The sequence below is a fragment of the Mangrovicoccus ximenensis genome, from assembly GCF_003056725.1.
Lineage (GTDB): Bacteria > Pseudomonadota > Alphaproteobacteria > Rhodobacterales > Rhodobacteraceae > Mangrovicoccus > Mangrovicoccus ximenensis.
In genome coordinates this window covers 17062-37367 of sequence record NZ_QBKZ01000028.1, presented here as the reverse complement: position 1 = coordinate 37367, position 20306 = coordinate 17062, and the positions used below count along the sequence as shown (strand labels likewise).

Below are 20306 nucleotides of genomic sequence, written 5' to 3'. Positions count from 1 at the left end.
GCGCAGTCCCGGCCCGGCGGGACGCGTGCCCATATTCATGACCTCCGGGACGGGCTGAAGGCATTCCAGGCGGATCGCCGGGGCGGGATCGGTTCCGGCACGGCGGAGATCAACACCAAGGCGATTGCCCTGAACCGCAGGATGGCGCTCGTCGCGGGCCATGGCGAGCGCGCCTGCACCGGGGGGCGCATCGCCGCGCGGACCGGACCGATGCCATCGCGCCCTCCGCCGCTCCTGCAGCGTTTGTCGGGGCCAGCGCCGAGCCGCCGCCGCGCCGCGCGCAGATCCGGGCCCTCGACCTCCAGAACGGTCGCGCCGAGCGCGTCCATCAGGTCCTGCGGCGTGCCGTCGGCGCGCTTGCGGCCCCGGTCGAGGATCGCCAGCCGGTGGCAGCGTTCGGCCTCGTCCATGAAATGCGTCGACACCACGATGCTGGCGCCCTCCGCCACCAGATCGAAGAGCTTTTCCCAGAAGCCGCGGCGCGATTCCGGGTCGACGGCGGAGGTCGGCTCGTCGAGGAAGAGGAGCTGCGGCCGGTGCATGACCGCGAGCGCCAGCGCGAGCCGCTGCTTCTGCCCGCCCGAGAGGCTGCCGGCCATCTGGCCGCGCAAGTCCGCGAGGCCGTATTCCTCGCTGAGCGCGCCGATCCGGTCGCGCGCCTTGCGCCCGCGCAGCCCGTAGACCGCCGCCGTGAAGCCCATGTTCTCGGCCACGGTCAAGTCGCGGTAATGGCTGAAGCTCTGGGTCATGTAGCCGATCTTGCGCTTGAGCGGCTCGGCCTTGCCCGGGAGCTCGGTGCCGAGCACCCGCGCCGTGCCTGCCGAGGGCGTCAGCAGCCCGGTCAGCAACCGCATCGCCGTGGTCTTGCCGCAGCCATTCGGGCCGAGGAAGCCGTAGATCACCCCCGGCTCGATCGACAGGTCCAGCGCGTCGACGGCGGTCTTGGCGCCGAAGCGGCGGGTCAGGCCGCGCGCCTCCACTACCGGGCCGGTCATTCCAGCACCAGCTGCGCGGGCACGCCGACCGCGATGCCGCCCGCTTCGGGCGGCAGCTCCACCTCGGCCAGGTACATCAGCCGTGACCGCTCGCTCTGGTTCAGCGCGTAATAGGGGGTGAAGGCCGCGTCGGAACTGATCCAGCGCAGGCGGCCCTCGAACGGACCGCCCGCGCCGTCGATCCGAACCGTGACCGCATCCCCGGCAGACAGCCGGGCGCGGTAGGGCTCCGGTACATAGGCGCGCACCAAGAGCGGGCCGTCAGCCAGCAGCACGGCGACCGGGCTGCCCTCGCTCACCCGCTCGCCCAGGTTCCAAGGCAGGCTGTCGAGCGTGCCGCCGCGCGAGGCGCGGATGGTCAGCTCGTCGAGCCTGCGCTCACGGGCTTCCGGAGGGACGCTATGACACGGCCGGTCTGAAGGCCATGGCGGCCGCCGCGCGCAGCGAGGCAGACCGGGCGGAGCTGGAGATCGCCTATTCCAGGGCTTTCCTCGCCTATGTGCATGACGTGCAGTCGGGCATCCTGACGCCGCGCCGGGTTGCGGGCGGCATCGAGCGGGACGCGCCGCGCCGCGATCCCGCGCTGACGCTGGCGGCCTTCGCCAAAAGCTCGCCTTCGGCCTTCATCGACGCGCTGCCGCCGCAGACCGCGGAATATGCGGCGCTCTTGGCCGAGAAGGCGCGGCTGGAAAAGCTGGTTGGCGGCAGCGGCTGGGGACCGAAGGTGCAACGCTACCGCCATCAGGACATCTGGCGCGCCCGCTTCGTGCTGCCGCGGACCGGGGGCAGCTACCGCTGGCAGGGGCGGGACTTCGCCGTCGCGGGCTTCGCCGAGGGCGATCTGCGGCTGGCCTATGTCTCCTGCAACGGCGAGGAGACCGGCGACATGGAGCGCGAGGGCTCCGAGCGCAATGCGATGTGGGCGCGGCTGCGCGCCGCCCATGCCGAGGCGCCCTTCGCCGCGCTGATCCATGGCGGCGACCAAGTCTATGCCGACGAGGTCACCGAGGGCCATCCCGCCTGCAACGACTGGCCCGAGCAGTATCCCGAGGCGCTCTCCCCGGCCGAGACGGACGCGCTGCGCGGCCATCTGCGCGAGCGCTTCCTCGCCCGCTATGCCGCGATCTATGCGGCGCCGGATTTCGCCGCGCTGGCCGCCTGCATCCCGTCGCTGATGCAATGGGACGACCACGACATCTGCGACGGCTGGGGATCGCTGCCGCGCGCGGCCACGGCCTCGCAGGTCGGCCAGACGCTGTTTGCCGCCGCGCGCGAGGCCTTCCTCTTGTTCCAGGCGGCCGCGGGTAGGCCTCGCCCGAGCGCGCGCCCTCATAGGCGGCCAGCGTCTCGCGCACCGCCGCGGGATCGATATCCATCTGTTCCGCGAGATGGCGGAAGAACGCCCCCCGCCCGGCCTCGTCGAGGAACTCGTAGCGGTCGAGCATCTGGCGGGCGAGGGCGAGGCCTTCGGTCTCGGCCGAGGCGCCCATCAGCGCCTCCGCCAATGCCGGCATGTCGCGCCCGTCGGGCTTGGCGGCGGGACCGCGCCCGCGCCGCTCGAAGACCGTGGACAGGAGATCGGCAAGGATGGTCATGGCTCGACTCCCATCACCAGATCCGGCAGCCAGGTGGCGATGCCCGGGAAGAGGCAGAGCAGCACGATCCCCGCCACCATGCAGCCGACATAGGGCAGCGACCCGTAGAGGATGGTCTTCAGCTTGATGTCGGGCGCGATGCCGTTGATCACGTAGAGGTTCAGCCCGACCGGCGGCGAGATCAGGCCGATCTCCATGTTGATGGTCAGCACCACCGCGAACCAGACCGCGTCGAAGCCCGCCGTCTCGATGATCGGCATCAGGATCGGCGCCGCCATCAGGATCACGGCGACCGGCGGCAGGAAGAAGCCCGCGACCAGGAGGAAGACGTTGATCGTCCCCATCAGCACCCAGCGGTTGACGTCGAGCTGACTGATCCATTCGGCGATCGACTGGGTGATGTAGAGCGACGACAGCATGTAGGAGAAGACGCCGGCGGCGCCGATGATGAAGAGGATCATCACCGATTCCTTGGTGCTGTCGCGCAGCACGGTCCAGATCGCCCGCGGCGACCAGAGCGAATAGATCACCATGGCGATGACGAGGCAGAGGATCGCGCCGACCGCGGCCGTTTCCGACGGCGTCGCGATGCCGCCATACATGGCGTAGAGCACGCCGACGATGATGATCAGGAAGGGCACGACGCGGGGCAGGATCTCGAGCCGCTCGCGCCAGGAATAGCTGCCCGCCGACAGCGCCACGGAATCGCCGGTCTTCCAGGTCGACCAGATCGACCAGGCCATGAAGAGCCCGACCAGCATCAGCCCCGGCAGCAGACCGGCGAGGAAGAGCCGGCCGATCGAGGTCTCGGTGGCGATGCCGTAGACGATCATGGTGACCGAGGGCGGGATCAGGATGCCCAGCGTGCCGCCCGCGGCGATCGAGCCCGCGGCGACGCCGTCGGGATAGCCGCGCTTGCGCATCTCGGGGATGCCCATCTTGCCGATCGCCGCACAGGTTGCCGGGGACGAGCCCGACATGGCCGCGAAAAGCGCGCAGGCGCCCAAGTTCGAGATCACCAGACCGCCCGGCACGCGCGTGAGCCAGCGCTCCAGCGCTTCGTACAGGTCGGCCCCGGCCCGTGTCGAGGCGATGGCCGCGCCCATGATGATGAACATCGGGATCGACAGAAGCGCGAAATTGTCGAGCTTGCCGAAGAAGATCTCGGGCAGGAGCTCCAGCGAGCGCGGCCCGTCGAAGATGATCAGGAAGCCGCCCGAGACGATCAGGAGGCCAAGCGCCACCGACACGCCGGAAAACAGCACCAGGATCGTGGCTGCGGCCACGATGGCGGCAAGAAGAAGCGGATCCATCAGTCGCTCTCCAGGTTGAAGGGCCGGTCGATGCCGGTCGCGAGCGCCACCATGTCGGCGACGAGCTGCAGGAGGAGCAGGCCGAAGCCCACCGGAATGGCGAGATAGGGGATCCAGAGCTTCACGCCCCAGACCGTTTCCGAGCGCCAGCCGCGGTCCCAGGCGAAATGCCAGAACTCGAGCCGTGCCAGAACATCACGGCGACGATCACGATCGACAGGCCGAGCGTCAGGTAGCACAGCCAGCGCCGCGCCCGCCCGTGCAGCGCCAGCGGGATCAGGTCCACGTTCACATGGCCCCTGAGCCGCTGGACATAGGGCAGGCCGACCAGCGTGGCGGCGATGACCAGATAGACCACCGCCTCGGTCTGCCAGACGGTCGAGCCGTTCAGCACGAAGCGGATGAAGATCATCTGGCAGGTGATGACCACCGCGGCCACGATCATCGCCGCCGAGCACCAGCCCGCGACGGTCGAAAGCGCGGCGACGAAGCGCAAGAAGCCGTTATCGCCCGTGCGCGCAGTCACGGCGAAGCTATGGGTCGCCATTTTCAAGCTCCGTTACTGGGAAAGGTCCGGGGCGGCCCGTGCCGCCCCGCGGAGATCACTCGACGGCAAGCGCCATGTCGAGAAGGGTCTGGCCGTCATCGTCCATGTCCTCGACGAAGGCCTTGTAGGAGGTCTCCTGCGCGATGGCGCGCCAGGCGTCGAACTCCTCGGCGGTCATGTCCTTGATCTCGACGCCGTTCTCCTGGAACACCGTGCGGGACTCGGCATCTTCCTTCTTGGCCTCTTCGAGATAGAAGGCCTGCGCCTTGGCCGAGGCGTCGAGCAGCGCCTTCTGCTGGGCCTCGTCGAGCTTGTCGAAGGTGGTCTTGTTGACCAGCAGCGGCTGGTACATGAACCACAGCGCATATTCGCCCGGCGGCGTGTAGCAGGCGACCTGCTCGTAGATGCGGTAGCTGACGAAGGACGAGGACGAGGTGTTGGCCGCGTCGAGAACGCCGGTCTGCATGGCGTTGTAGATCTCCGAGGAGGCCATGGAAGCGATCGAGGCCCCTGCCCCCGCCAGCATCTGCTCGAAGGCCTTGCCGGCCGCACGGGTCTGAAGCCCCTGCACGTCGTCCGGCCCGGTGATGCAGCCCTCCTTGCCCGCGAAGCCGCCCGCCAGATAGCCATGGACCAGCGGCATCACGTCATCCTCGGCCATGATCTTCTCCAGCTCGTCCATGAAGGGACTGGAGGTCAGGCGCGCGGCATGGTCGTGGTTCTTCACCAGCCCCGGCATCAGCGTCAGGTTGTAGGCAGGCTGCTGGCCGCCGGCATAGCTCAGCGGCAGGACCGTCATGTCGAGCTGGCCGCGGCTCAGCGGCTTGTACTGCTCGCGCGCCTTGAACAGCGACTGGCTGGGGAAGATCTTGATCTCCAGATCGACATCTGCCGCAGCCACCTCGTCGGCGACGATCTTGGCGACCTGATGGCGGACATCCTTGTCGGACCATTGATGCGACAGGCGAAGTTCGGTGGCCCCTGCGGCGGCAACGCCCGCAAGAACAGCCACCCCGGCCAGGGCCGTGGTCAGCTTGAAATTCATGGTTTCCTCCCTTGGAACGGCGGATGTGCCTCCGCTCGCAGATCAAGCTAACCGAGTCTTGTTTTTCACGTCAACCTCCTTGTATACAAAAAATGTCCGCTTGTTTCTTCGGAGAGGGATCATGGAAAGACGCCGCGCCGACATCATCGCCGAGACCCTCGAGGAACGGATCTGCGACGGCACCTATCCCGACGGCGAGCGGCTCGACGAGGTGCGGCTGGCGGAAAGCTTCGGCGTGTCGCGCACGCCGCTGCGCGAGGCGCTGCAGAAGCTGGCGCTGTCCGGGCTGGTCGAGCAGCTTCCGCGCCGCGGCGTCTTCGTGCGCCAGCCCGGCCCGGTCGAGCTGATGGAGATGTTCGAGGTCATGGCCGAGATGGAGGCCGTCTGCGGACGGCTCGCCGCGGCGCGGATCACCGACGAGGCGCTGGCCGAGCTCGATGCCGCCAATGCCGAATGCCGCAAGGCGGTGACGGCGCAGGATGCCGATGCCTACTACCTTGAAAACGAACGCTTCCACCACATCATCTACCGCGAATCCGGCAACGCCTTCCTCGCCCAGGAGACCGGCAGCCTGCACCGGCGGCTGAAGCCGTTCCGGCGGATGCAGCTGCGGCTGCGCGGTCGGCTGCCGCAATCCATGTCGGAGCACGAGGAGATCGTCGCGGCGCTGCGCGCGGGCGACGGGGCGGCGGCGGCGGATGCCCTGCGCGCCCATGTGGCCGTGCAGGGAGAAAAGTTCCGCTTCCTGATGGCGCGGCTGAAATCAGCCGCCGAGTGAGGCCTGCGCCGCCACGGCATCGGCGTTCAGCGCGGTCTCGGGAATGCCGCCGCGGAGCACCGTGATCACGGTCTCGGCCGAAGCGACCGCGACCCGGATCAGCGCCTCTTCGGTGGTCGCGCCCAGATGCGGGGTGAAGATCGCCTGCGGCGCCCGGCCGAGCCTGGACGCAGCTGCTGACCGAGCGGATGCTCGGCCTGCTTGCCATGGCCGATGTCGCGCCGCGCAGCACGCCGCGCACGGCCCTGCGCCACGCCCGCCGCGCCATGGATTACATCGAGACGCATTTCCGCGACATCTCCACGGTCGCGGAGATTGCCGCGGCCTGCGGCACCGGCATCCGGTCGCTGGAACTGGCCTTCCGCGATGTCTGGGGCCTGTCCCCGAACCAGGCACTGACCGAGATCAGGCTGCTCGCGGCGCGGCAGCGGCTGGCCTTGCCGGGCCCGCCCGCGACGGTGGCGGAGATCGCCATGGACTGCGGCTTCGGCCATCTCGGCCGTTTTCCGGCGCAGTACCGCGCGCGGTTCGGCGAACTGCCCTCGGCGACCCTGAAGCGCAGCCGGGGCTAGCAGGCCGGGCTGCGGCACGGCGTCCGCAGTTTCGCAAATCGGATAGACCCACATTTCGAACACGGTATGTTGAATGCGCGGGAAATTTTCCCGCGATTGTAAAGTTTTGCGAATTGACCCAGGAAAGGTCGCGATAATGATCAAACGTCACATCCTGCCCGGCGTCCTGGCCGCCGGCCTCGGCCTCGCGGCCATGAGCGGCGAAGCCGGAGCGGTTGTCGTGAATGTCGGCGGCTCCGACTATGACGTGACCACGCTCGAAGGCACGTTCGAGGACAACAGCACCCTGCTGACCAGCCAGATCTGGTGGGGCAACGAGGGCCTCGCCGAGCAGTTCGCCGATGTGGTCGGGCAGAGCCTCGGCACCTTTTACACTCCGCTTCCGGGCGGCAACGGTCCGATCTTCGCCTACATGACGACGTTTATCGACGACTGGACCGGCACCCGCACGGAAGTCGGCGGCTGCATCTCCAGATGGTTCGACGCCGACGAGGATTGCGATCAGTACATGGTCAACAGCACGTCCTCCAGTACCTATGCCGTCGTCGCGGCGGCGCCGGACGCCGCCGTGCCGCTGCCGGCTGCGGCCTGGTTCCTCGGCTCCGCCCTGCTCGCGGCTTTCGGCGTTTCGCGCCGCAAGCAGGCCTGAGACAGACAGCGCTGCAACCGCTTTCCCTTGGCATCTGCAGTCCCATCGCACGCAGATGCGGAGGAAACCCCGGCTTCGGCCGGGGTTTTTGCGTTGGGGTCCACCCGCAGGCTGCCATCCGGGCTGCGGCTGCTCCGGCGGGCCGGATCCGGACCGGAAAACGGCACCCGATCGGCAGGGTTTCGCAAATCGGATAGACCGGTTGCGCCGCCGCCAATACCGAAGTCCTGCAGTGTCGCGCTGCGGGACGGACATGGCTTGAATTCTTGTTGCTCTCTCCAGTTGCAAGACGACCTCGTAGGGAATTCGCCAACCACGGCCATGCCGGTTCCCGGAGCTTGCGGCACTGCAACCGGAAAGGCCGCCCTTTGGATTGCGGCGCGTTCAAGTGATCGGAAGGAAACGAAATGTCTGGCACGAAATTCATCTCCGCAGCGCTTGTGCTGGCGGCGGCCACGCTTGCAGGATGCGTCGAGGAAACCGGCAGCAGCGCCGGGACCCCGGCCGTCGGCTCGTCCAGCGACCTGTCGTCCTTCGAGGGGGCCCGCGCGGGCCAGGCCGAGATGGGCATCCAGAATCTCGGCTACGAGCCGATCCGCAGCCAGGGCCTGACGACCTGGTGGTTCAACCGCTCGACCGGCGCCTGCGCCCGCATCACCACCGCGGACGGGCGGTATTCCGACGTGACGATGCTGCCTGCAGAGGACTGCTGAGCGGCGCGCACCGCCGCAAGCCATCCGCCCGGCCGCAAGCCCGGCCGGGCGCAACCCTGACTGGAAGATCGGACAGATGGGAAAACTCCTTTTCGCAATCGGAGGCCTGATCGTCGGCCTTCTCGCCGGGGCGGCCGTGGTCGGACCCATGGTCATCGGCACCGCCGCCGGGGTCGGCATCGCGACCGGGCTGAGCGCCGGGGTCTGCTCCACCGTCATCGCGGCGCAGGACGAAGGCCTTCTGGATGCGGCACAGGTCGACCAGGTGCTTTCGCGGGCCGTCGCCAACATGGCCGGCGGCGCGGCTCCGGTCGAAACCGGCGAACTGGTCGGCAGCGCGGCGCAATGCGACGAGGTCATGCGCAAGCTGGCCGAAGCCGCGGGCTCCTGAACCGGCATTCCGGCCCGCGCGTCCGGACGCAGATCCGGGCGCGCTCCGAGACAGGCAATTTCAAGCAGGCAATCAAATGACGTCATTCCGGCCAACGCGCCGACTGTTCCTGGCCTCCGCAGGCAGCACCTTGATCTTCGCCGCCGGGGCCGCGGGCGAGCAGGTCCTGAAGGAGATCGCCGATCTCGAGCCCGGCGAATTCACCTGGCATCCCGAGCGCTCGCCCGAGGGGCCGGTGGCGGTGATCGCCTCGCTCGACGAACAGCGCGTCCATGTCTACCGCAACGGCATCCGCATCGCGGTCTCGACCTGTTCCACCGGCAAGCCCGGGCACGAGACCCCGACCGGCGTCTTCGTCGTGCTGCAGAAGGACAAGGACCACCATTCCTCGACCTACAACAACGCCTCCATGCCGAACATGAACCGGCTGACCTGGGACGGCATCGCGCTGCATGCCGGCAAGCTGCCGGGCTACCCGGCCTCGCATGGCTGCGTGCGGCTGCCGATGGAGTTCTCCGCCAAGCTCTTCGGCATCACCCATCTCGGCACGCCCGTGATCATCGCCGACAGCCATCACGCCCCGGCAAGCGTCGTGCATCCGGGGCTCCTGCTCTCGGGGATGCCGGAGGCGGAGCTGGAGGCCGCGGTCGATGCGCTCGAAGCGCAGAAGCACCCCGCGGACTGGCCGCAGGACGGATCGCGTCCGGTCGTGTCGATGGTGGTGTCCTCGCTGGACGGGCGCATCGTGCTGATCGAGAACGACCGGGAGATCGGCAGCGGCCGGCTGGTCTGGGACGGCGCGCCGCTGGGCAGCCATGTCTATGTCCTGCAGGGGGCGGGAACGGCTGCGGCCCCGCTGCACTGGACGGCTCTGGGCTACGGCGCGTCGGCCCCCGAGGACTGGAGGGCGCCGCTGGCGCGGATCGGCTGCGATCCGGAGTTCCGCGACCTGGCGCGGCGCCACAGCCATCCGGGCACGATGATGGTCGTCACCGACCTGCCGCTGCATCCCGACAGCCGCTCGGGGCGGGATTTCGTCATCATGAATTCCTGACCCGTCCGCCACGATGACGGCCGGCCGACCGCCAACGACACGTCTCCGCCCTGCCTTCCCCTTCGGCCGCCCGGGCTTCCGGCCGCGCGGCCATGACACGAAAGGATTTTCCCGGATGACCATGCCAAAGCTTGCAGCCCGCAGCGCGCTTGTCCTCCTGGCGCTCCAGGCAGCCCAGCCTGCGGCCGCCGCCGACGAGGCGCAGATGATGAGCCTGTGCAACACCTACGCGGCCCATCATCTCGGCCTGTCCACCAGCGACATCGCGACCGTGACCTATCAAGGCCAGCGCACCGACGGCACCCATGCGGTGAACGGCGGGACCACCTCCGGCCAGACGTTCCAGTGTTCCTTCAACGCCGCGGGATCGCATGTCGTGGGCTGGTACCAGTCCGCGCCGACCCACTGCCCGGTCGATGTGAGCGAAGCCGACAGGTACCGGTATCCGGCCTGCAACTGAGGATACGGGTCCGCCCGCATTTCGGCGGGCGGCGCAATTGCAGACAGACAGAGCCTTGACCGGAGGGCGCCGGCGGCGCGCCCTCCGGATGCTGCGGGATAGCGCCTGGTCCGTTTAACTGGCCGATTTGGCCTGCGAAGGTTTGCCGGCAGGGACGGCAGAACGCGCTTTTCGACCGCCGCTCTCCGGCGTGCCGCCGTCGCACGCCGTCCACGGTCAGCCGGATGTCGATCTGACGTTCGGATGGCAGGGAAACATGAGGTCGGACCTGTCACAGCAGCGCCCCCATCACGCCGCCCGCGCCGGATGGACCCATTTTCGCCGGGGATGGGCACAGGCAGCCAGGTCACGATACCTGAGGTCTGCGCGCGCCCTGCCCCTGCTCTGCATCCGCTGCCGCCAAGGGTGCCCGTGACCCTTCCCTTTGCACCTCGGTGTCCGAATTGAGGTCCTGGCCCGCCCGACAGTCCGACTGCCCCCGTCTGCCCCTTGCCGCGAACCCCAGTCCCTTTGTCAGCTGCGCGGCCCGGACGCCGCGGTTCTGCTCGGCAGGCCCAACGGAAAGTCGGCCATTCGGCCCAGTCACCTCACTCCGCGATCATGGGGTCTAGGAATGCTGAGCGCTGCGGAGCTCCGTGGCCAGCATCCCGACCAGTTCGGCCGCGGGGCGCGCCCGGGCGCGTCCCGCCCCTGCGCCCGCCCATTGGGCGCCGAAACCAGTCTCTCCCGCGGATTTCGCAGCGGCGTTCAGCTCCTTTCCCAGATCATAGCAGCACGGATAATCCGGCACGTCCGCCGGATCGCAACCACGGACCCATTCCGTGAAGGCATTGCCCAGGCAGCGGGCCGGCCGCCCCGAGATCGCAGGCGTCATGACGGTCTCCCCGCCCTGCGCCAGCCTGTCCCGGTAGGCCGCGTCCGCCGCGCTCTCCGGACAGGGGAGGAAGGCCGTGCCCATCTGCGCCGCCGCCGCGCCATGGGCCATCGCCCGGGCGATGTCCTGCCCATCCATCAGGCCGCCAGCGGCGATCACCGGCAGGCCGACATTTCCGGCGAGAGCCTCCAGAAGATCGAACAGCGGCAGTTTCGCGTCGCGGCTGCGCGGGTCGAAGATGCCGCGATGCCCGCCGGCTTCCCAGCCCTGCGCGATGATCGCGTGGAAACCGGCCCGCTCGATCGCGCGGGCTTCTTCGAGCGAGGTCGCGCTTGCCAGCAGAACGATGCCGGCCTCGCGCATGGCGGCGATCTGACCGGGCCGCGGCAGCCCGAAATGGAAGCTCGCGACGCGGGGCCGCACGTCGAGCAGGAGGTCGAGGAAGGCATCCGTGTCGCGGAAGCTGGCATAGATTTCCTGCAGGCCCGCCGGCGGCGCGGCCCCGAACCGGGCAAAGAGCGGCGCGCTGCGCGCGATCCAGGCGGCCTCGGTCCGCGCATCGCGCTGCGGGGCGGCGTGGCAGAAGAAATTGACATTGAAGGGCGCCGAGGTCAGCCGCTGCGTCTCGAGGANGCAGCAGCCATCCGCGGCGTGGAGACCCCGGCCATCGGCGCCTGCAGAAGCGGCAAGCCGATGCCGAGCAGTCCAAGCAGATCTTCGGTCCCGGTCATGCGCATGGTCCTTTCGATGCGGCAGCGGAGGATCAGGCCGGCGGACGGCCCGGCCGGAGGCAACCGGCCGCCGCATGCCCGTGCCGGCCGACGCGGACACCGCCGACGTGGCGCGCGCCCATGGCATCGCGCTGCAGCAGCTTGCCGAAGAGATCGCCCGGCGGCTGGCGGGCTGACCCTCAGCGGTCGCGGGCGGTGCGCCGGGTGCTTTGGAATAGGGAATACGTCACGCCCAGATAGGCCGCGCCGTCCCAGTCGGATTTCATCAGCGGGCTGTCATGATTGGCGGCTCCGCCGAGCCAGGTCGCGGTCATGCCGCCGAACACGGTCAGCCGGCCTGTCAGCGGATAGCGGATCGCGGCGCGCAGCTCGGTCCCCAGATAGCCGCCCGTAGCGTCATAGCCCGGCTCTGCGCCCTCAGCGGCCAGCTCGTAATATTCGTCCTGCACGCCCTCGGTGACGAAGAGCGGGCCGAGGCCCAACTGGATGCGGCTGCCGGGGCGCAGCACGGCGAACTGCCGGTAGCGGATCGCCGGACGGATCAGCGCGCCCTCGTAGCCGATATCGGTCCAGCCGCTGACCGAGAACACGCCGCGGGTCTGCAGCAGCAGCTCCAGCTGCCCCGGCAGGCGGCCGCCCGCCAGCCCGCCGGGCTCCACCGCGCGGAAGATGAATTCCGGGCCGAACTCGGCCAGCGCATCGACATCCGGCACGACATTGCCGAGCGCGGTGACCCGGTTCGCCACCCGCGCCGAGCTGTCGAGGCTGAAGCCCAGCTCGAAGCGTTCGGTGCGGATCGGGATCAGGCGCAGCGCCTCGTCGCCGCCAAGCTCGACGAAGCGGCCGCGGTACTTGATGTAGGGGACCGGATTGAAGCGCAGGTTGTAGCTGTCGGCGCCGGGATAGTCGGTCGAGACCCGCCCCACCCCGCCGAGCCCCAGCTCCCAGAGCGGCAGGGTCGGCTCCCTCGGGTCGGAAACCTGGGCGGAGGCGGCGCCGGAGCCGAGCCCCAGCACCGCGGCGAAAGCGAAGATGGCAAGTTTCATGCCCCCGGGAAACCTCAAGGATGACGCAAAGTCAAGGCGGCAGCGCTCAGGCCGCTTTCGGCGATTGCGCCTGCGCCTGCTTGGCCAGCCCGGAAATCTGCCCCGAGGCGGCAACCTTTCCGCCCTCGGCAAAGGCCTGGTGGTTCCGCGCGACCTTCGCCAGATCGTAGAGGTAATTCACCATCGCCCCGCCCGACTGTTCCATCCCGTTGGCCGAAATATCCGCCCCGGAATGGACCTCGTGCAGGATCGCGCCGTTGCCCAGGTGGAACCGCGCCACCGGGTCCATCGGCTGGCCGTCCGGGCGCTTGGCCTCGGCAAGGTAGAGCGCCGCCAGCCGCCGCAGCCCCTCGGGGGTGGCAGCTTCGGCCTCCCGGCCCTGCGCGCGGATCCATTTCATCAGCGTCGGGATCGGCGAGAGCGTGACGAAGGTCTTCAGCCCCGGCAGCTCGCGGCCCAGATCCTCGGCCACCTGCTTGATCAGCGAATTGCCGAAGCTGATCCCCGCCAATCCCTTCTGGCAGTTGGAAATCGAGTAGAACACCGCAGTGTCGGCTTCGCCCGCCTCGATCTGGCCGCGCTCCTCGCTGAGCACGCCCTGGATCGAGCCGGGAATGCCCTTGGTCAGCGCCACCTCGACGAAGATCAGCGGCTCGTCCGGCATCGCGGGATGGAAGAAGGCAAAGCAGCGCCGGTCGGCGGGCTGCAGCCGGCGGCGCAGGTCCTGCCAGCTGTGAATCGCATGGACGGCTTCGTAGGCGATGATCTTCTCGAGGATATGCGCCGGGCTTTCCCAGTTGATCGGCCGCAGCACCAGGAAGCCGCGGTTGAACCAGGACTTGAAGAGATGGCGGAAATCCATGTCGAGCCGCGCCAGCTCCGGCGCCCCGCGCAGTTCGTCGATCAGGTCGCAGCGCATCTGCACCAGCTGCCGGGTCGCGCCGGGCACCTGGTTCATCCGCCGCGCCAGCTCCTGCCGCCGCGGTTCCGCCAGCCCCATCAAGCGGCGGTAGGCGCCGGGATCGCGGCTGCCGGCATAGGCGGCCACTGCTTCGGCCAGCGCGGTCGAATCAAGGTCGAGTTCGGCCGAGAGATAGCGGAAGAAGGCCAGCCGCCCCGCGCGGTCGAGCGCGGCATAGGCATCGAGCACGGTGGAGGCCAGCGCGACGCCGGACACCTCGCCGCGCGAGGTCAGCAGGTCGTTGCACAGGTCCTCGATCGAGCGGCCGTTGCGCTTTTCCCTGCGGACCCTGAGATAGCGGCGGTCGAACAGCGTGGAGGTCAGGTCGGCAAGCAGGGACATGGGCAGCACTCCGTCACGGGACACGCGCGGCGCAGGCTCGGATCCGCCGCAATTGCAGCGAAGGTATCAGGAAAACCTGTTGATTCCCATGAAGGCTGGTTTATCGTGTCTTGGACGTCGGAGCCTCTTGGCTCCCGATCCCGCCACCTCCCGGAGGGGAAGTGGTGGGCGACCCTGGAATCGAACCAGGCGTGGGTCTCCCCGGCGGAGTTACAGTCCGCTGCCGCACCTTGCAGCTCGTCGCCCTGACGTGGGGCGTGATCTACATATAGCGGCCGGGGGGGTCAAGCAGGAATTTTCAGGAAAATTGCTTGCCCTTGCTTCCCCTCTCCAGCACTAGACCCGAAAGCCGCCGAGCCGGGAGTTCCGCGATGAAAAAACCCCAATGGGTAATCGAAAAAGAGCGGTCGCGCCGCGCCGCAGCCGCCGAGACATTCTGGATGTTCGGCATCCACGCGGTGCGCGACGCGCTGGCCAACCCGATGCGCGAGAAACTGCGCCTCGTGCTGACCAAGAATGCCGCCGACCGGCTGGCAGACGCGCTTCCCGGTGCCGGAATCGAACCCGAGATCGCCGATGCGCGGAAATTCCCGGTGCCGCTCGATCCCGGCTCCGTCCACCAGGGCGCGGCCGTCGAAGTGAAGCCGCTGGACTGGGGCGCGCTCGAGGATGTCTGCCGCCCCGGCGGCCAGGCGCCGCTGCTGGTCGCGCTCGACCGGGTGACCGACCCGCATAACGTCGGCGCCATCCTGCGCTCGGCCGAAGTGTTCGGTGCCCGCGCGGTGATCGCGCCGTCGCGCCATTCCGCCCCCGAGACCGGCGCGCTGGCCAAGACCGCCTGCGGCGCGCTCGAACGCCAGCCCTATCTGCGGGTTAAGAACCTGTCGGACACGCTGGAGCAACTGATCGGAATGGGCTACCGCGTCGTCGGGCTCGACGGCGAGGCCTCGCACACCCTGGCCGAAGCCGCCGCGGAATGCGCGGGCGATCCGGTGGTTCTGGTGCTGGGCGCCGAGGGCCCCGGCCTGCGCGACCGCACCAAGGAGACCTGCCAGATCATGGCAAGGGTGCCCTTCGCGGGCGAATTCGGCTCGCTCAACGTGTCGAACGCGGCTGCTGTCGGGCTCTACGCGATGGCCGCCCGCGGGTGAGCGCAGCGGCGCGGATCGCCACCTGCTGCTATTGCGGCCGCAGCCAATCGCTGGTCCTGTCCGGCGGGCTGCGGCACGAACTTGCCTGCAGCGGCTGCGGCGCTCCGCTGGCCGACCTCAAGGCGTTGCGCCGCGATGCAGGCGGGGCGGCGCCGAAACGCCCCAAGCCCCCGCCCCACCGCCTGCCAGCCCCCGGCCCCGACAAGGCATCGGAAAAGGCCGCCAGGAAACGGCGCAGGAAGGCCCGCAAGCTGCAGAAGAAACTGATCCGCAAGGCGGCCGGCACGCTTTTCGACATCTTCGACTGAGGCCGCGCCATCCGGGCGCGTTCACATTCCGGCGATCACCCCTGTGCACCGGCGCCCGAGCCCCTATCTCTGTAGCAGCAACGGCGGATCGGAACTCTGCCGCAGCTTCACTGTCCCTCGTTCCGCACTCATCGCCCGGGGCTCGTCCCCGGGCTTTTTTCTGGCCAAGACTGATTGCCGCAACCCGTCCGAGCCCCCTCGCCTCCGGCTCCGTTAGCGCATAAGCCTGCGCCATGATCGAAGATGATGACCAGATTGCCGAGATCCTCCGCCGCACCGAAGTCATCGCCTGCGTCGGCTTCTCCGCAAATCCGGACCGCCCCAGCCATTACGTGTCGCAATTCCTCGTCAGCCAGGGAAAGCGCGTCGTGCCGGTGAACCCCGCGCTGGCCGGACAGGATTTCCTAGGACAGCCGATCTATGCGGCGCTCTCGGACATTCCGCCGGACATCCCGGTGGACATGGTGGACGTGTTCCGCCGGATCGAACATGTGCCGGACGTGGTGGACGAAGCGCTGTTCGCGCTTCCCCATCTCAGGACGATCTGGCTGCAGCTCGGCCTGCGCGACGAGGCGACCGCCCAGATGGCGACCGCACGCGGCATCGATGTGGTGCAGGACCGCTGCCCCAAGCTCGAAATCCCGCGCTTGGGGCTGATGGTCTAGCCCCGCGACGCCTTTTCGGCGATCCCGGACATGCCTTGGCGGCGCGCGAGCTCGTCCAGCACCTCCGCCAGCGTCACGTCCCGCGCCTCGAGCATCACCAGAAGGTGGTAGAGAACATCCGCCGCCTCGTAGACCAGATTTTCCCGGTCGTTCTTCGCGGCGGCGATGATCGCCTCCACGGCTTCCTCGCCGAATTTCTCGGCGCATTTCTCCGGGCCCTTGGCAAAGAGCTTCGCCGTCCAGGAACTGTCCGGATCCGCGCCCTTGCGCGCGGCCACGGTGGCGGCCAGGTCTTCGAGAACGCTCATGACAGCCTCACGGGAATGCCGGCGCCGGCCATGTGCGCCTTGGCCTCGCCGATGGTGAATTCGCCGAAATGGAAGATCGAGGCGGCCAGAACCGCGCTCGCCCCGCCCTTGGTGACGCCCTCGACCAGATGGTCGAGCGTGCCGACGCCGCCCGAGGCGATCACCGGCACCGGCACCGCGTCGGAAATCGCGCGGGTGAGTTCCAGGTTGAAGCCCGAGCGCGTGCCGTCGCGGTCCATCGAGGTCAGCAGGATCTCGCCCGCGCCCTTCTCCACCACGGTGTTCGCGAACTCGACCGCATCGATGCCGGTGGAGCGGCGCCCGCCATGGGTGAAGATTTCCCAGCGGCCGGGCGCGACAGTCTTGGCGTCGATCGCCACCACGATGCACTGGCTGCCGAAGCGCATGGCCGCCTCGGCCACGACATCCGGATTGGCCACGGCCGCCGAATTGAAGCTGACCTTGTCGGCGCCCGCCAGAAGCAGGGCACGGACATCTTCATGGGTGCGCACGCCGCCGCCGATGGTCAGCGGCATGAAGCATTGTTCCGCGGTGCGGGTCGCGAGATCGTACATCGTCCCGCGATTCTCGTGGGTCGCATTGATATCGAGGAAGCACAGCTCGTCGGCGCCCGCGGCGTCATAGGCGCGCGCGGCCTCCACCGGATCGCCGGCATCGATCAGGTCGACGAAATTGACGCCCTTGACGACGCGGCCGTCCTTCACGTCCAGGCAGGGAATGACACGGGTCTTAAGCATGGCCCCGCTCTAGCGCCCCGCCCGCCCGAAGGGAAGCCCGGAACGCCGCAGCGCGCCGGGCCCGCGTGTCACACCGGCAGGTTGTCGTAGAAATCCTCGAGGATCTCCGCCTCCAGATCCGCCTGCATTTCGCGCAGGTCGGCGGGCACCGGGTCGAGGCGCGACTCCAGCCCGGAGATCAGCTCCTGGACCTCGTCGAAAAGGTGGCGCGGATCGGCCGTCCCGCCGCGCGCAGATTCGCGCAGCTGGTCGAGCCTGCGGTGCAGATCGGTCGGTGCAATCGTCATGGCGGTCCCCCTATCGTGTTGTCTCCGAAGCAGGATCCTGCCACGGCTGCTCTGGCCCGCGGCAGCCCCGGTTTCTTCCGATCCGGTTCCCCGCCGACAGCTTGGCACATCCCTAGCGGTTTCCAAACACTCCCGCCTTGCGCCGGATCAACTCAAACCGCATTGAACATACATTACGATTCACTTATATGATGCCGGACCACAGAAAACGGGAACGAGTGATGTATCTTGATTGGGCATACGGGCTGATCGGCGGCCTGTTGATCGGCGGAGCGGCTGCGCTGTTCCTGCTGGCCAACGGGCGGATCATGGGCGCGAGCGGCCTTCTGGGCGGCGTCGTCGACGGATCGGGGCGCAGCAACCTCGGCGAGCGGCTGGCCTTCCTCGGCGGGCTTGTCGGGGTGCCGCTGATCGTCGTGCTTCTGCGCGGCGGCGCGCCGGAGACGGAAATGACCGGAAACATGGCGGCGCTGGCCGCAGCGGGCGTGCTGGTGGGGATCGGCACGCGGCTAGCGAATGGCTGCACCTCCGGCCACGGCGTCTGCGGCATCTCGCGGCTGTCGGTCCGCGGCATCGCGGCAACGGCGGCCTATCTGGCGGCGGGCGCCGCCAGCCTCTTCGTGTTCCGGCATGTCCTGGGAGTGGTGTGATGAAGCGTCTGGTGTTTTCGGCGGCCTCGGGCGGCCTCTTCGGGCTGGGCCTGATGATCTCGGGCATGACCAACCCGGCCAAGGTGCAGGGCTGGCTGGATTTCCTCGGCGACTGGGACCCCACCCTGGCCTTCGTGCTGGGCGGGGCCATCGTGCCGATGTTCTTTGCCTGGCGCCATGCCGAAGGCCGCAAGCCGCTTCTCGGCGGCAGCTTCCCGGCGAAGCCCTCCCAAGTGATCGACCGCAACCTGATTCTCGGCTCCTGCCTCTTCGGCGCAGGCTGGGGGCTCGCCGGGCTCTGCCCGGGCCCGGCCATGGCGTCGATCGGCTACGGCAATCCCGGCATCTGGGTCTTCGTCATCGCGATGATTGCCGGCATGGCTGTGACACCATGGGCGCGGCGCAGGCTGGACGCGACTCCGGCGAAGGGATAAACCCGGCAGCATGCAGATCGCTTATCTCACGCCCGATTACGCCGTGTCGCCGCAGATCACCATCGAGGACGTGGCCGCCCTGAAAGCGGCCGGGTTCACGACCGTCATCTGCAACCGCCCGGATCATGAAATCCCGCCGATCTACCAGGCGCAGTCTATTCGCCCGGTGGTGGAAGCAGCCGGAATGACCTTCATCGACAATCCGATCGAAGGCGGCACGCTCGGCGAAACCGCCGTTCCCGTGCAGCGCGGGGCCATCGAGGCCGCCGACGGCCCGGTCTTCGCCTATTGCCGATCCGGCAACCGGTCCTCGGTTGCCTGGGCGCTGTCCATGGCGCCGGACATGCCGGTGGCCGAGATCCTCGCAGCCGCGCAGAAGGCTGGCTACGACCTGAACGGCCTGCGCCCCTATCTCGAAGCCGCCGCCGAACGCGGCTGACGTCCTCCGGGCGCCCTGGCGCCCGGACCCTTCCCGGGATCAGTCGATGCTCTCCGGAAGATCGTCGAGATCGTCCATGTTGAGATCCCCCAGATCCATGGCCGGGAACCCCTCGCCGCCGAAATCGGGGACCTCTCCGCCTTCCTCCAGAGCATCCAGATCGAGCGGCGGCAATTCCGGATCGGGCTCGTCGTCAAAGGAAGGCAGCGACAGGTCTCCGGGCGACGCCTCGCTCATCGCGTCAATCATTTCGGCCGCCGACATTTGCGGTTCCTCCGGTTGCGGCCGCCCCGGCTCTTCCGCTCTGCCGTCCTGCAGGACGGCATCGATCCGCATGGCCCTGAACCCGTTGAAATCGCCCAACCGGCCACGGAACAGCCCATAGCCGTCCTGCGCCTCCAGAACGGCCGCGTCCATCGATACACCGGGAAGCTCGACGAGGCTGCCGGGCTCGAGCGCGCGGAGGCTTTCCACGCTGATCCGCGCCCTGCCCAGGACGGCGGTCAGGTCGACGCTTGCGCGCAGGAGCGACCGTTCCAGATTGGCGCGCCATTGCCCGGCACAGGCCTCGGCAGACGGCTGTTCCTCCGGCGGGAGCGGCGGCGGCTCGGGACCGTCCCAGGGCACGATGATGCAGATCTGGCCCAAGCGCGCCCCCAGGGCGAAATCGATCTCCATCCGCAGCATCCGGTAGGGCACGTCCTCCATCGTCACCGGCAGGCGCCGCAGATCCGTCACCAGCTCGTCCGGGACAAAGCCCGTCGCCCAGGCCTCTGCCGGATGCCCCACCAGCTTGGCGGCGAAGACCGTCAGCACCATGACGAGGAATTTCCGGCACAGCATCGCATCGGTCCGGCTCACCGGACGCGGCGACAGCTCTCCGCTCGACAGGCGGCCGGTGGTCAGCGATTCCGTGATGGCAAAGACCAGCCCCTTGTCGAGCGCCAGCAGGCCCTTGCATCCGCGCGGTCCTTCGAGCTCGATCACCAGCGCGCCCTCCGGCAGGTGTTCGGGGATGCGCGGGATGGAGAGCTTCATCTCCTCGACCCCCGATCCGGTCACGACCTGGGACAGCACCTCCTGGCCCGCCTTGGCAAGCGCAAGGCGCAGGGCCCGCGCCGGGCTGACCTCGCCGAATTCAGGCGGCGGCCGTCCGGAACTGGTCATGCGGTGGAGTAGATCGGCGTGGGTTTCGTTCGACATCTGCTGCGACTGGGTTCTGACCAATGCAACCTGCCCC

Annotated in this window: 24 protein-coding genes, 1 tRNA gene and 2 pseudogenes; 14 read left to right on the top strand and 13 right to left on the bottom strand. The window is 68.5% G+C overall.

Features of this window, described 5'->3' with window-relative positions:
• Window positions 1-35: 35 nt before the first annotated feature.
• Together C7T91_RS30880 and C7T91_RS30875 are read right to left on the bottom strand one after the other, a co-directional pair.
• A complete protein-coding gene (locus C7T91_RS30880; protein ID WP_108263627.1) occupies window positions 36-995 on the bottom strand; it encodes an ABC transporter ATP-binding protein in 960 nt (319 codons plus the stop codon).
• Window positions 992-1351, bottom strand: coding sequence for an HlyD family secretion protein (locus C7T91_RS30875; protein WP_269102770.1), 360 nt, complete (start codon window positions 1349-1351; stop codon window positions 992-994). The genes C7T91_RS30880 and C7T91_RS30875 overlap by 4 nt, the downstream gene beginning before the upstream one ends.
• A 68-nt stretch (window positions 1352-1419) precedes the next feature.
• On the opposite strand from C7T91_RS30875, the pseudogene C7T91_RS30870 reads away from it, so the two are divergent.
• Window positions 1420-2232, top strand: a pseudogene (locus tag C7T91_RS30870) (L,D-transpeptidase scaffold domain-containing protein); the annotation flags it as partial.
• A 354-nt stretch (window positions 2233-2586) separates the two neighbouring features.
• Here the strand turns inward: C7T91_RS30870 and C7T91_RS30865 are convergent.
• The 3 genes and pseudogenes from C7T91_RS30865 to dctP form a co-directional block, all read right to left on the bottom strand.
• Window positions 2587-3903, bottom strand: a complete 1317-nt coding sequence (locus tag C7T91_RS30865) for a TRAP transporter large permease (protein WP_108263625.1) — start codon at window positions 3901-3903, stop codon at window positions 2587-2589.
• Window positions 3903-4450: pseudogene (locus C7T91_RS30860) on the bottom strand (TRAP transporter small permease). Before C7T91_RS30860 ends, C7T91_RS30865 begins: the two are co-directional and overlap by 1 nt.
• Before the next feature lie 55 nt (window positions 4451-4505).
• On the bottom strand, window positions 4506-5495 hold the full coding sequence (gene dctP / locus C7T91_RS30855) for a TRAP transporter substrate-binding protein DctP (protein ID WP_108263624.1): 990 nt from the start codon (window positions 5493-5495) through the stop codon (window positions 4506-4508).
• Between the two features lie 121 nt (window positions 5496-5616).
• Here dctP and C7T91_RS30850 point away from each other — a divergent pair, with 121 nt between their 5' ends.
• From C7T91_RS30850 to C7T91_RS30820, 7 genes are all read left to right on the top strand, one after another.
• A complete protein-coding gene (locus C7T91_RS30850; RefSeq protein WP_108263623.1) occupies window positions 5617-6273 on the top strand; it encodes a GntR family transcriptional regulator in 657 nt (218 codons plus the stop codon).
• A gap of 188 nt (window positions 6274-6461) precedes the next feature.
• Window positions 6462-6845 carry a helix-turn-helix domain-containing protein gene (locus C7T91_RS30845; protein WP_108263622.1) on the top strand — a complete coding sequence of 128 codons (384 nt, stop codon included), beginning with the start codon at window positions 6462-6464 and terminating at the stop codon, window positions 6843-6845.
• Window positions 6846-6981: 136 nt separating this feature from the next.
• Complete coding sequence (locus C7T91_RS30840) at window positions 6982-7494, top strand: hypothetical protein (protein ID WP_108263621.1); 513 nt, start codon at window positions 6982-6984, stop codon at window positions 7492-7494.
• A 407-nt stretch (window positions 7495-7901) separates the two neighbouring features.
• On the top strand, window positions 7902-8207 hold the full coding sequence (locus tag C7T91_RS30835) for a hypothetical protein (RefSeq protein WP_108263620.1): 306 nt from the start codon (window positions 7902-7904) through the stop codon (window positions 8205-8207).
• Between the two features lie 76 nt (window positions 8208-8283).
• Complete coding sequence (locus C7T91_RS30830; protein ID WP_108263619.1) at window positions 8284-8598, top strand: hypothetical protein; 315 nt, start codon at window positions 8284-8286, stop codon at window positions 8596-8598.
• A 76-nt stretch (window positions 8599-8674) separates the two neighbouring features.
• Window positions 8675-9652 (top strand): L,D-transpeptidase, encoded by a 978-nt coding sequence (locus tag C7T91_RS30825; RefSeq protein ID WP_108263618.1) that lies wholly within the window; start codon window positions 8675-8677, stop codon window positions 9650-9652.
• 115 nt (window positions 9653-9767) lie between these two features.
• Window positions 9768-10112, top strand: a complete 345-nt coding sequence (locus C7T91_RS30820) for a hypothetical protein (protein ID WP_108263617.1) — start codon at window positions 9768-9770, stop codon at window positions 10110-10112.
• 607 nt (window positions 10113-10719) lie between these two features.
• On the opposite strand, the gene C7T91_RS30815 is transcribed toward C7T91_RS30820, so the two are convergent.
• The 4 genes from C7T91_RS30815 to C7T91_RS31995 form a co-directional block, all read right to left on the bottom strand.
• On the bottom strand, window positions 10720-11793 hold the full coding sequence (locus C7T91_RS30815; RefSeq protein ID WP_330848916.1) for an NAD(P)H-dependent flavin oxidoreductase: 1074 nt from the start codon (window positions 11791-11793) through the stop codon (window positions 10720-10722).
• A 103-nt stretch (window positions 11794-11896) separates the two neighbouring features.
• Window positions 11897-12763: a MipA/OmpV family protein gene (locus tag C7T91_RS30810; protein ID WP_108263616.1), complete on the bottom strand. Its 867-nt coding sequence runs from the start codon at window positions 12761-12763 to the stop codon at window positions 11897-11899.
• A 46-nt stretch (window positions 12764-12809) separates the two neighbouring features.
• Window positions 12810-14066, bottom strand: a complete 1257-nt coding sequence (locus C7T91_RS30805; protein WP_108263615.1) for a malonyl-CoA decarboxylase — start codon at window positions 14064-14066, stop codon at window positions 12810-12812.
• Window positions 14067-14228: 162 nt separating this feature from the next.
• Window positions 14229-14312 (bottom strand) — tRNA-Tyr (locus tag C7T91_RS31995).
• A 125-nt stretch (window positions 14313-14437) separates the two neighbouring features.
• Between C7T91_RS31995 and rlmB the strand changes: the two genes are divergently transcribed.
• From rlmB to C7T91_RS30790, 3 genes are all read left to right on the top strand, one after another.
• A complete protein-coding gene (gene rlmB, locus C7T91_RS30800) occupies window positions 14438-15217 on the top strand; it encodes a 23S rRNA (guanosine(2251)-2'-O)-methyltransferase RlmB (RefSeq protein WP_108263614.1) in 780 nt (259 codons plus the stop codon).
• A complete protein-coding gene (locus tag C7T91_RS30795) occupies window positions 15214-15525 on the top strand; it encodes a hypothetical protein (protein ID WP_108263613.1) in 312 nt (103 codons plus the stop codon). The genes rlmB and C7T91_RS30795 overlap by 4 nt, the downstream gene beginning before the upstream one ends.
• A 233-nt stretch (window positions 15526-15758) precedes the next feature.
• Window positions 15759-16190: a CoA-binding protein gene (locus C7T91_RS30790; protein ID WP_108263612.1), complete on the top strand. Its 432-nt coding sequence runs from the start codon at window positions 15759-15761 to the stop codon at window positions 16188-16190.
• Here C7T91_RS30790 and C7T91_RS30785 read toward each other — a convergent pair.
• The 3 genes from C7T91_RS30785 to C7T91_RS30775 form a co-directional block, all read right to left on the bottom strand.
• Window positions 16187-16498 carry a phosphoribosyl-ATP diphosphatase gene (locus tag C7T91_RS30785; RefSeq protein WP_108263611.1) on the bottom strand — a complete coding sequence of 104 codons (312 nt, stop codon included), beginning with the start codon at window positions 16496-16498 and terminating at the stop codon, window positions 16187-16189. The genes C7T91_RS30790 and C7T91_RS30785 overlap by 4 nt on opposite strands.
• The gene (hisF, locus tag C7T91_RS30780) at window positions 16495-17256 is read right to left on the bottom strand and encodes an imidazole glycerol phosphate synthase subunit HisF (protein WP_108263610.1); all 762 of its coding nucleotides are present in this window, start codon (window positions 17254-17256) and stop codon (window positions 16495-16497) included. Before hisF ends, C7T91_RS30785 begins: the two co-directional genes overlap by 4 nt.
• 68 nt (window positions 17257-17324) lie before the next feature.
• Window positions 17325-17543: a hypothetical protein gene (locus C7T91_RS30775; protein WP_108263609.1), complete on the bottom strand. Its 219-nt coding sequence runs from the start codon at window positions 17541-17543 to the stop codon at window positions 17325-17327.
• A gap of 221 nt (window positions 17544-17764) precedes the next feature.
• Between C7T91_RS30775 and C7T91_RS30770 the strand changes: the two genes are divergently transcribed.
• Genes C7T91_RS30770 through C7T91_RS30760 form a run of 3 tightly spaced genes read left to right on the top strand, consistent with a single transcriptional unit; the run spans window position 17765 to window position 19066 of the window.
• Window positions 17765-18193, top strand: coding sequence for a YeeE/YedE family protein (locus tag C7T91_RS30770; RefSeq protein ID WP_108263608.1), 429 nt, complete (start codon window positions 17765-17767; stop codon window positions 18191-18193).
• A complete protein-coding gene (locus C7T91_RS30765; protein ID WP_108263607.1) occupies window positions 18193-18627 on the top strand; it encodes a YeeE/YedE family protein in 435 nt (144 codons plus the stop codon). Before C7T91_RS30770 ends, C7T91_RS30765 begins: the two co-directional genes overlap by 1 nt.
• A 10-nt stretch (window positions 18628-18637) precedes the next feature.
• Window positions 18638-19066 (top strand): TIGR01244 family sulfur transferase, encoded by a 429-nt coding sequence (locus tag C7T91_RS30760; RefSeq protein WP_108263606.1) that lies wholly within the window; start codon window positions 18638-18640, stop codon window positions 19064-19066.
• A 39-nt stretch (window positions 19067-19105) separates the two neighbouring features.
• Here the strand turns inward: C7T91_RS30760 and C7T91_RS30755 are convergent, their stop codons facing one another.
• Window positions 19106-20293, bottom strand: a complete 1188-nt coding sequence (locus C7T91_RS30755) for a FliM/FliN family flagellar motor switch protein (RefSeq protein WP_145963090.1) — start codon at window positions 20291-20293, stop codon at window positions 19106-19108.
• Window positions 20294-20306 lie beyond the last annotated feature (13 nt).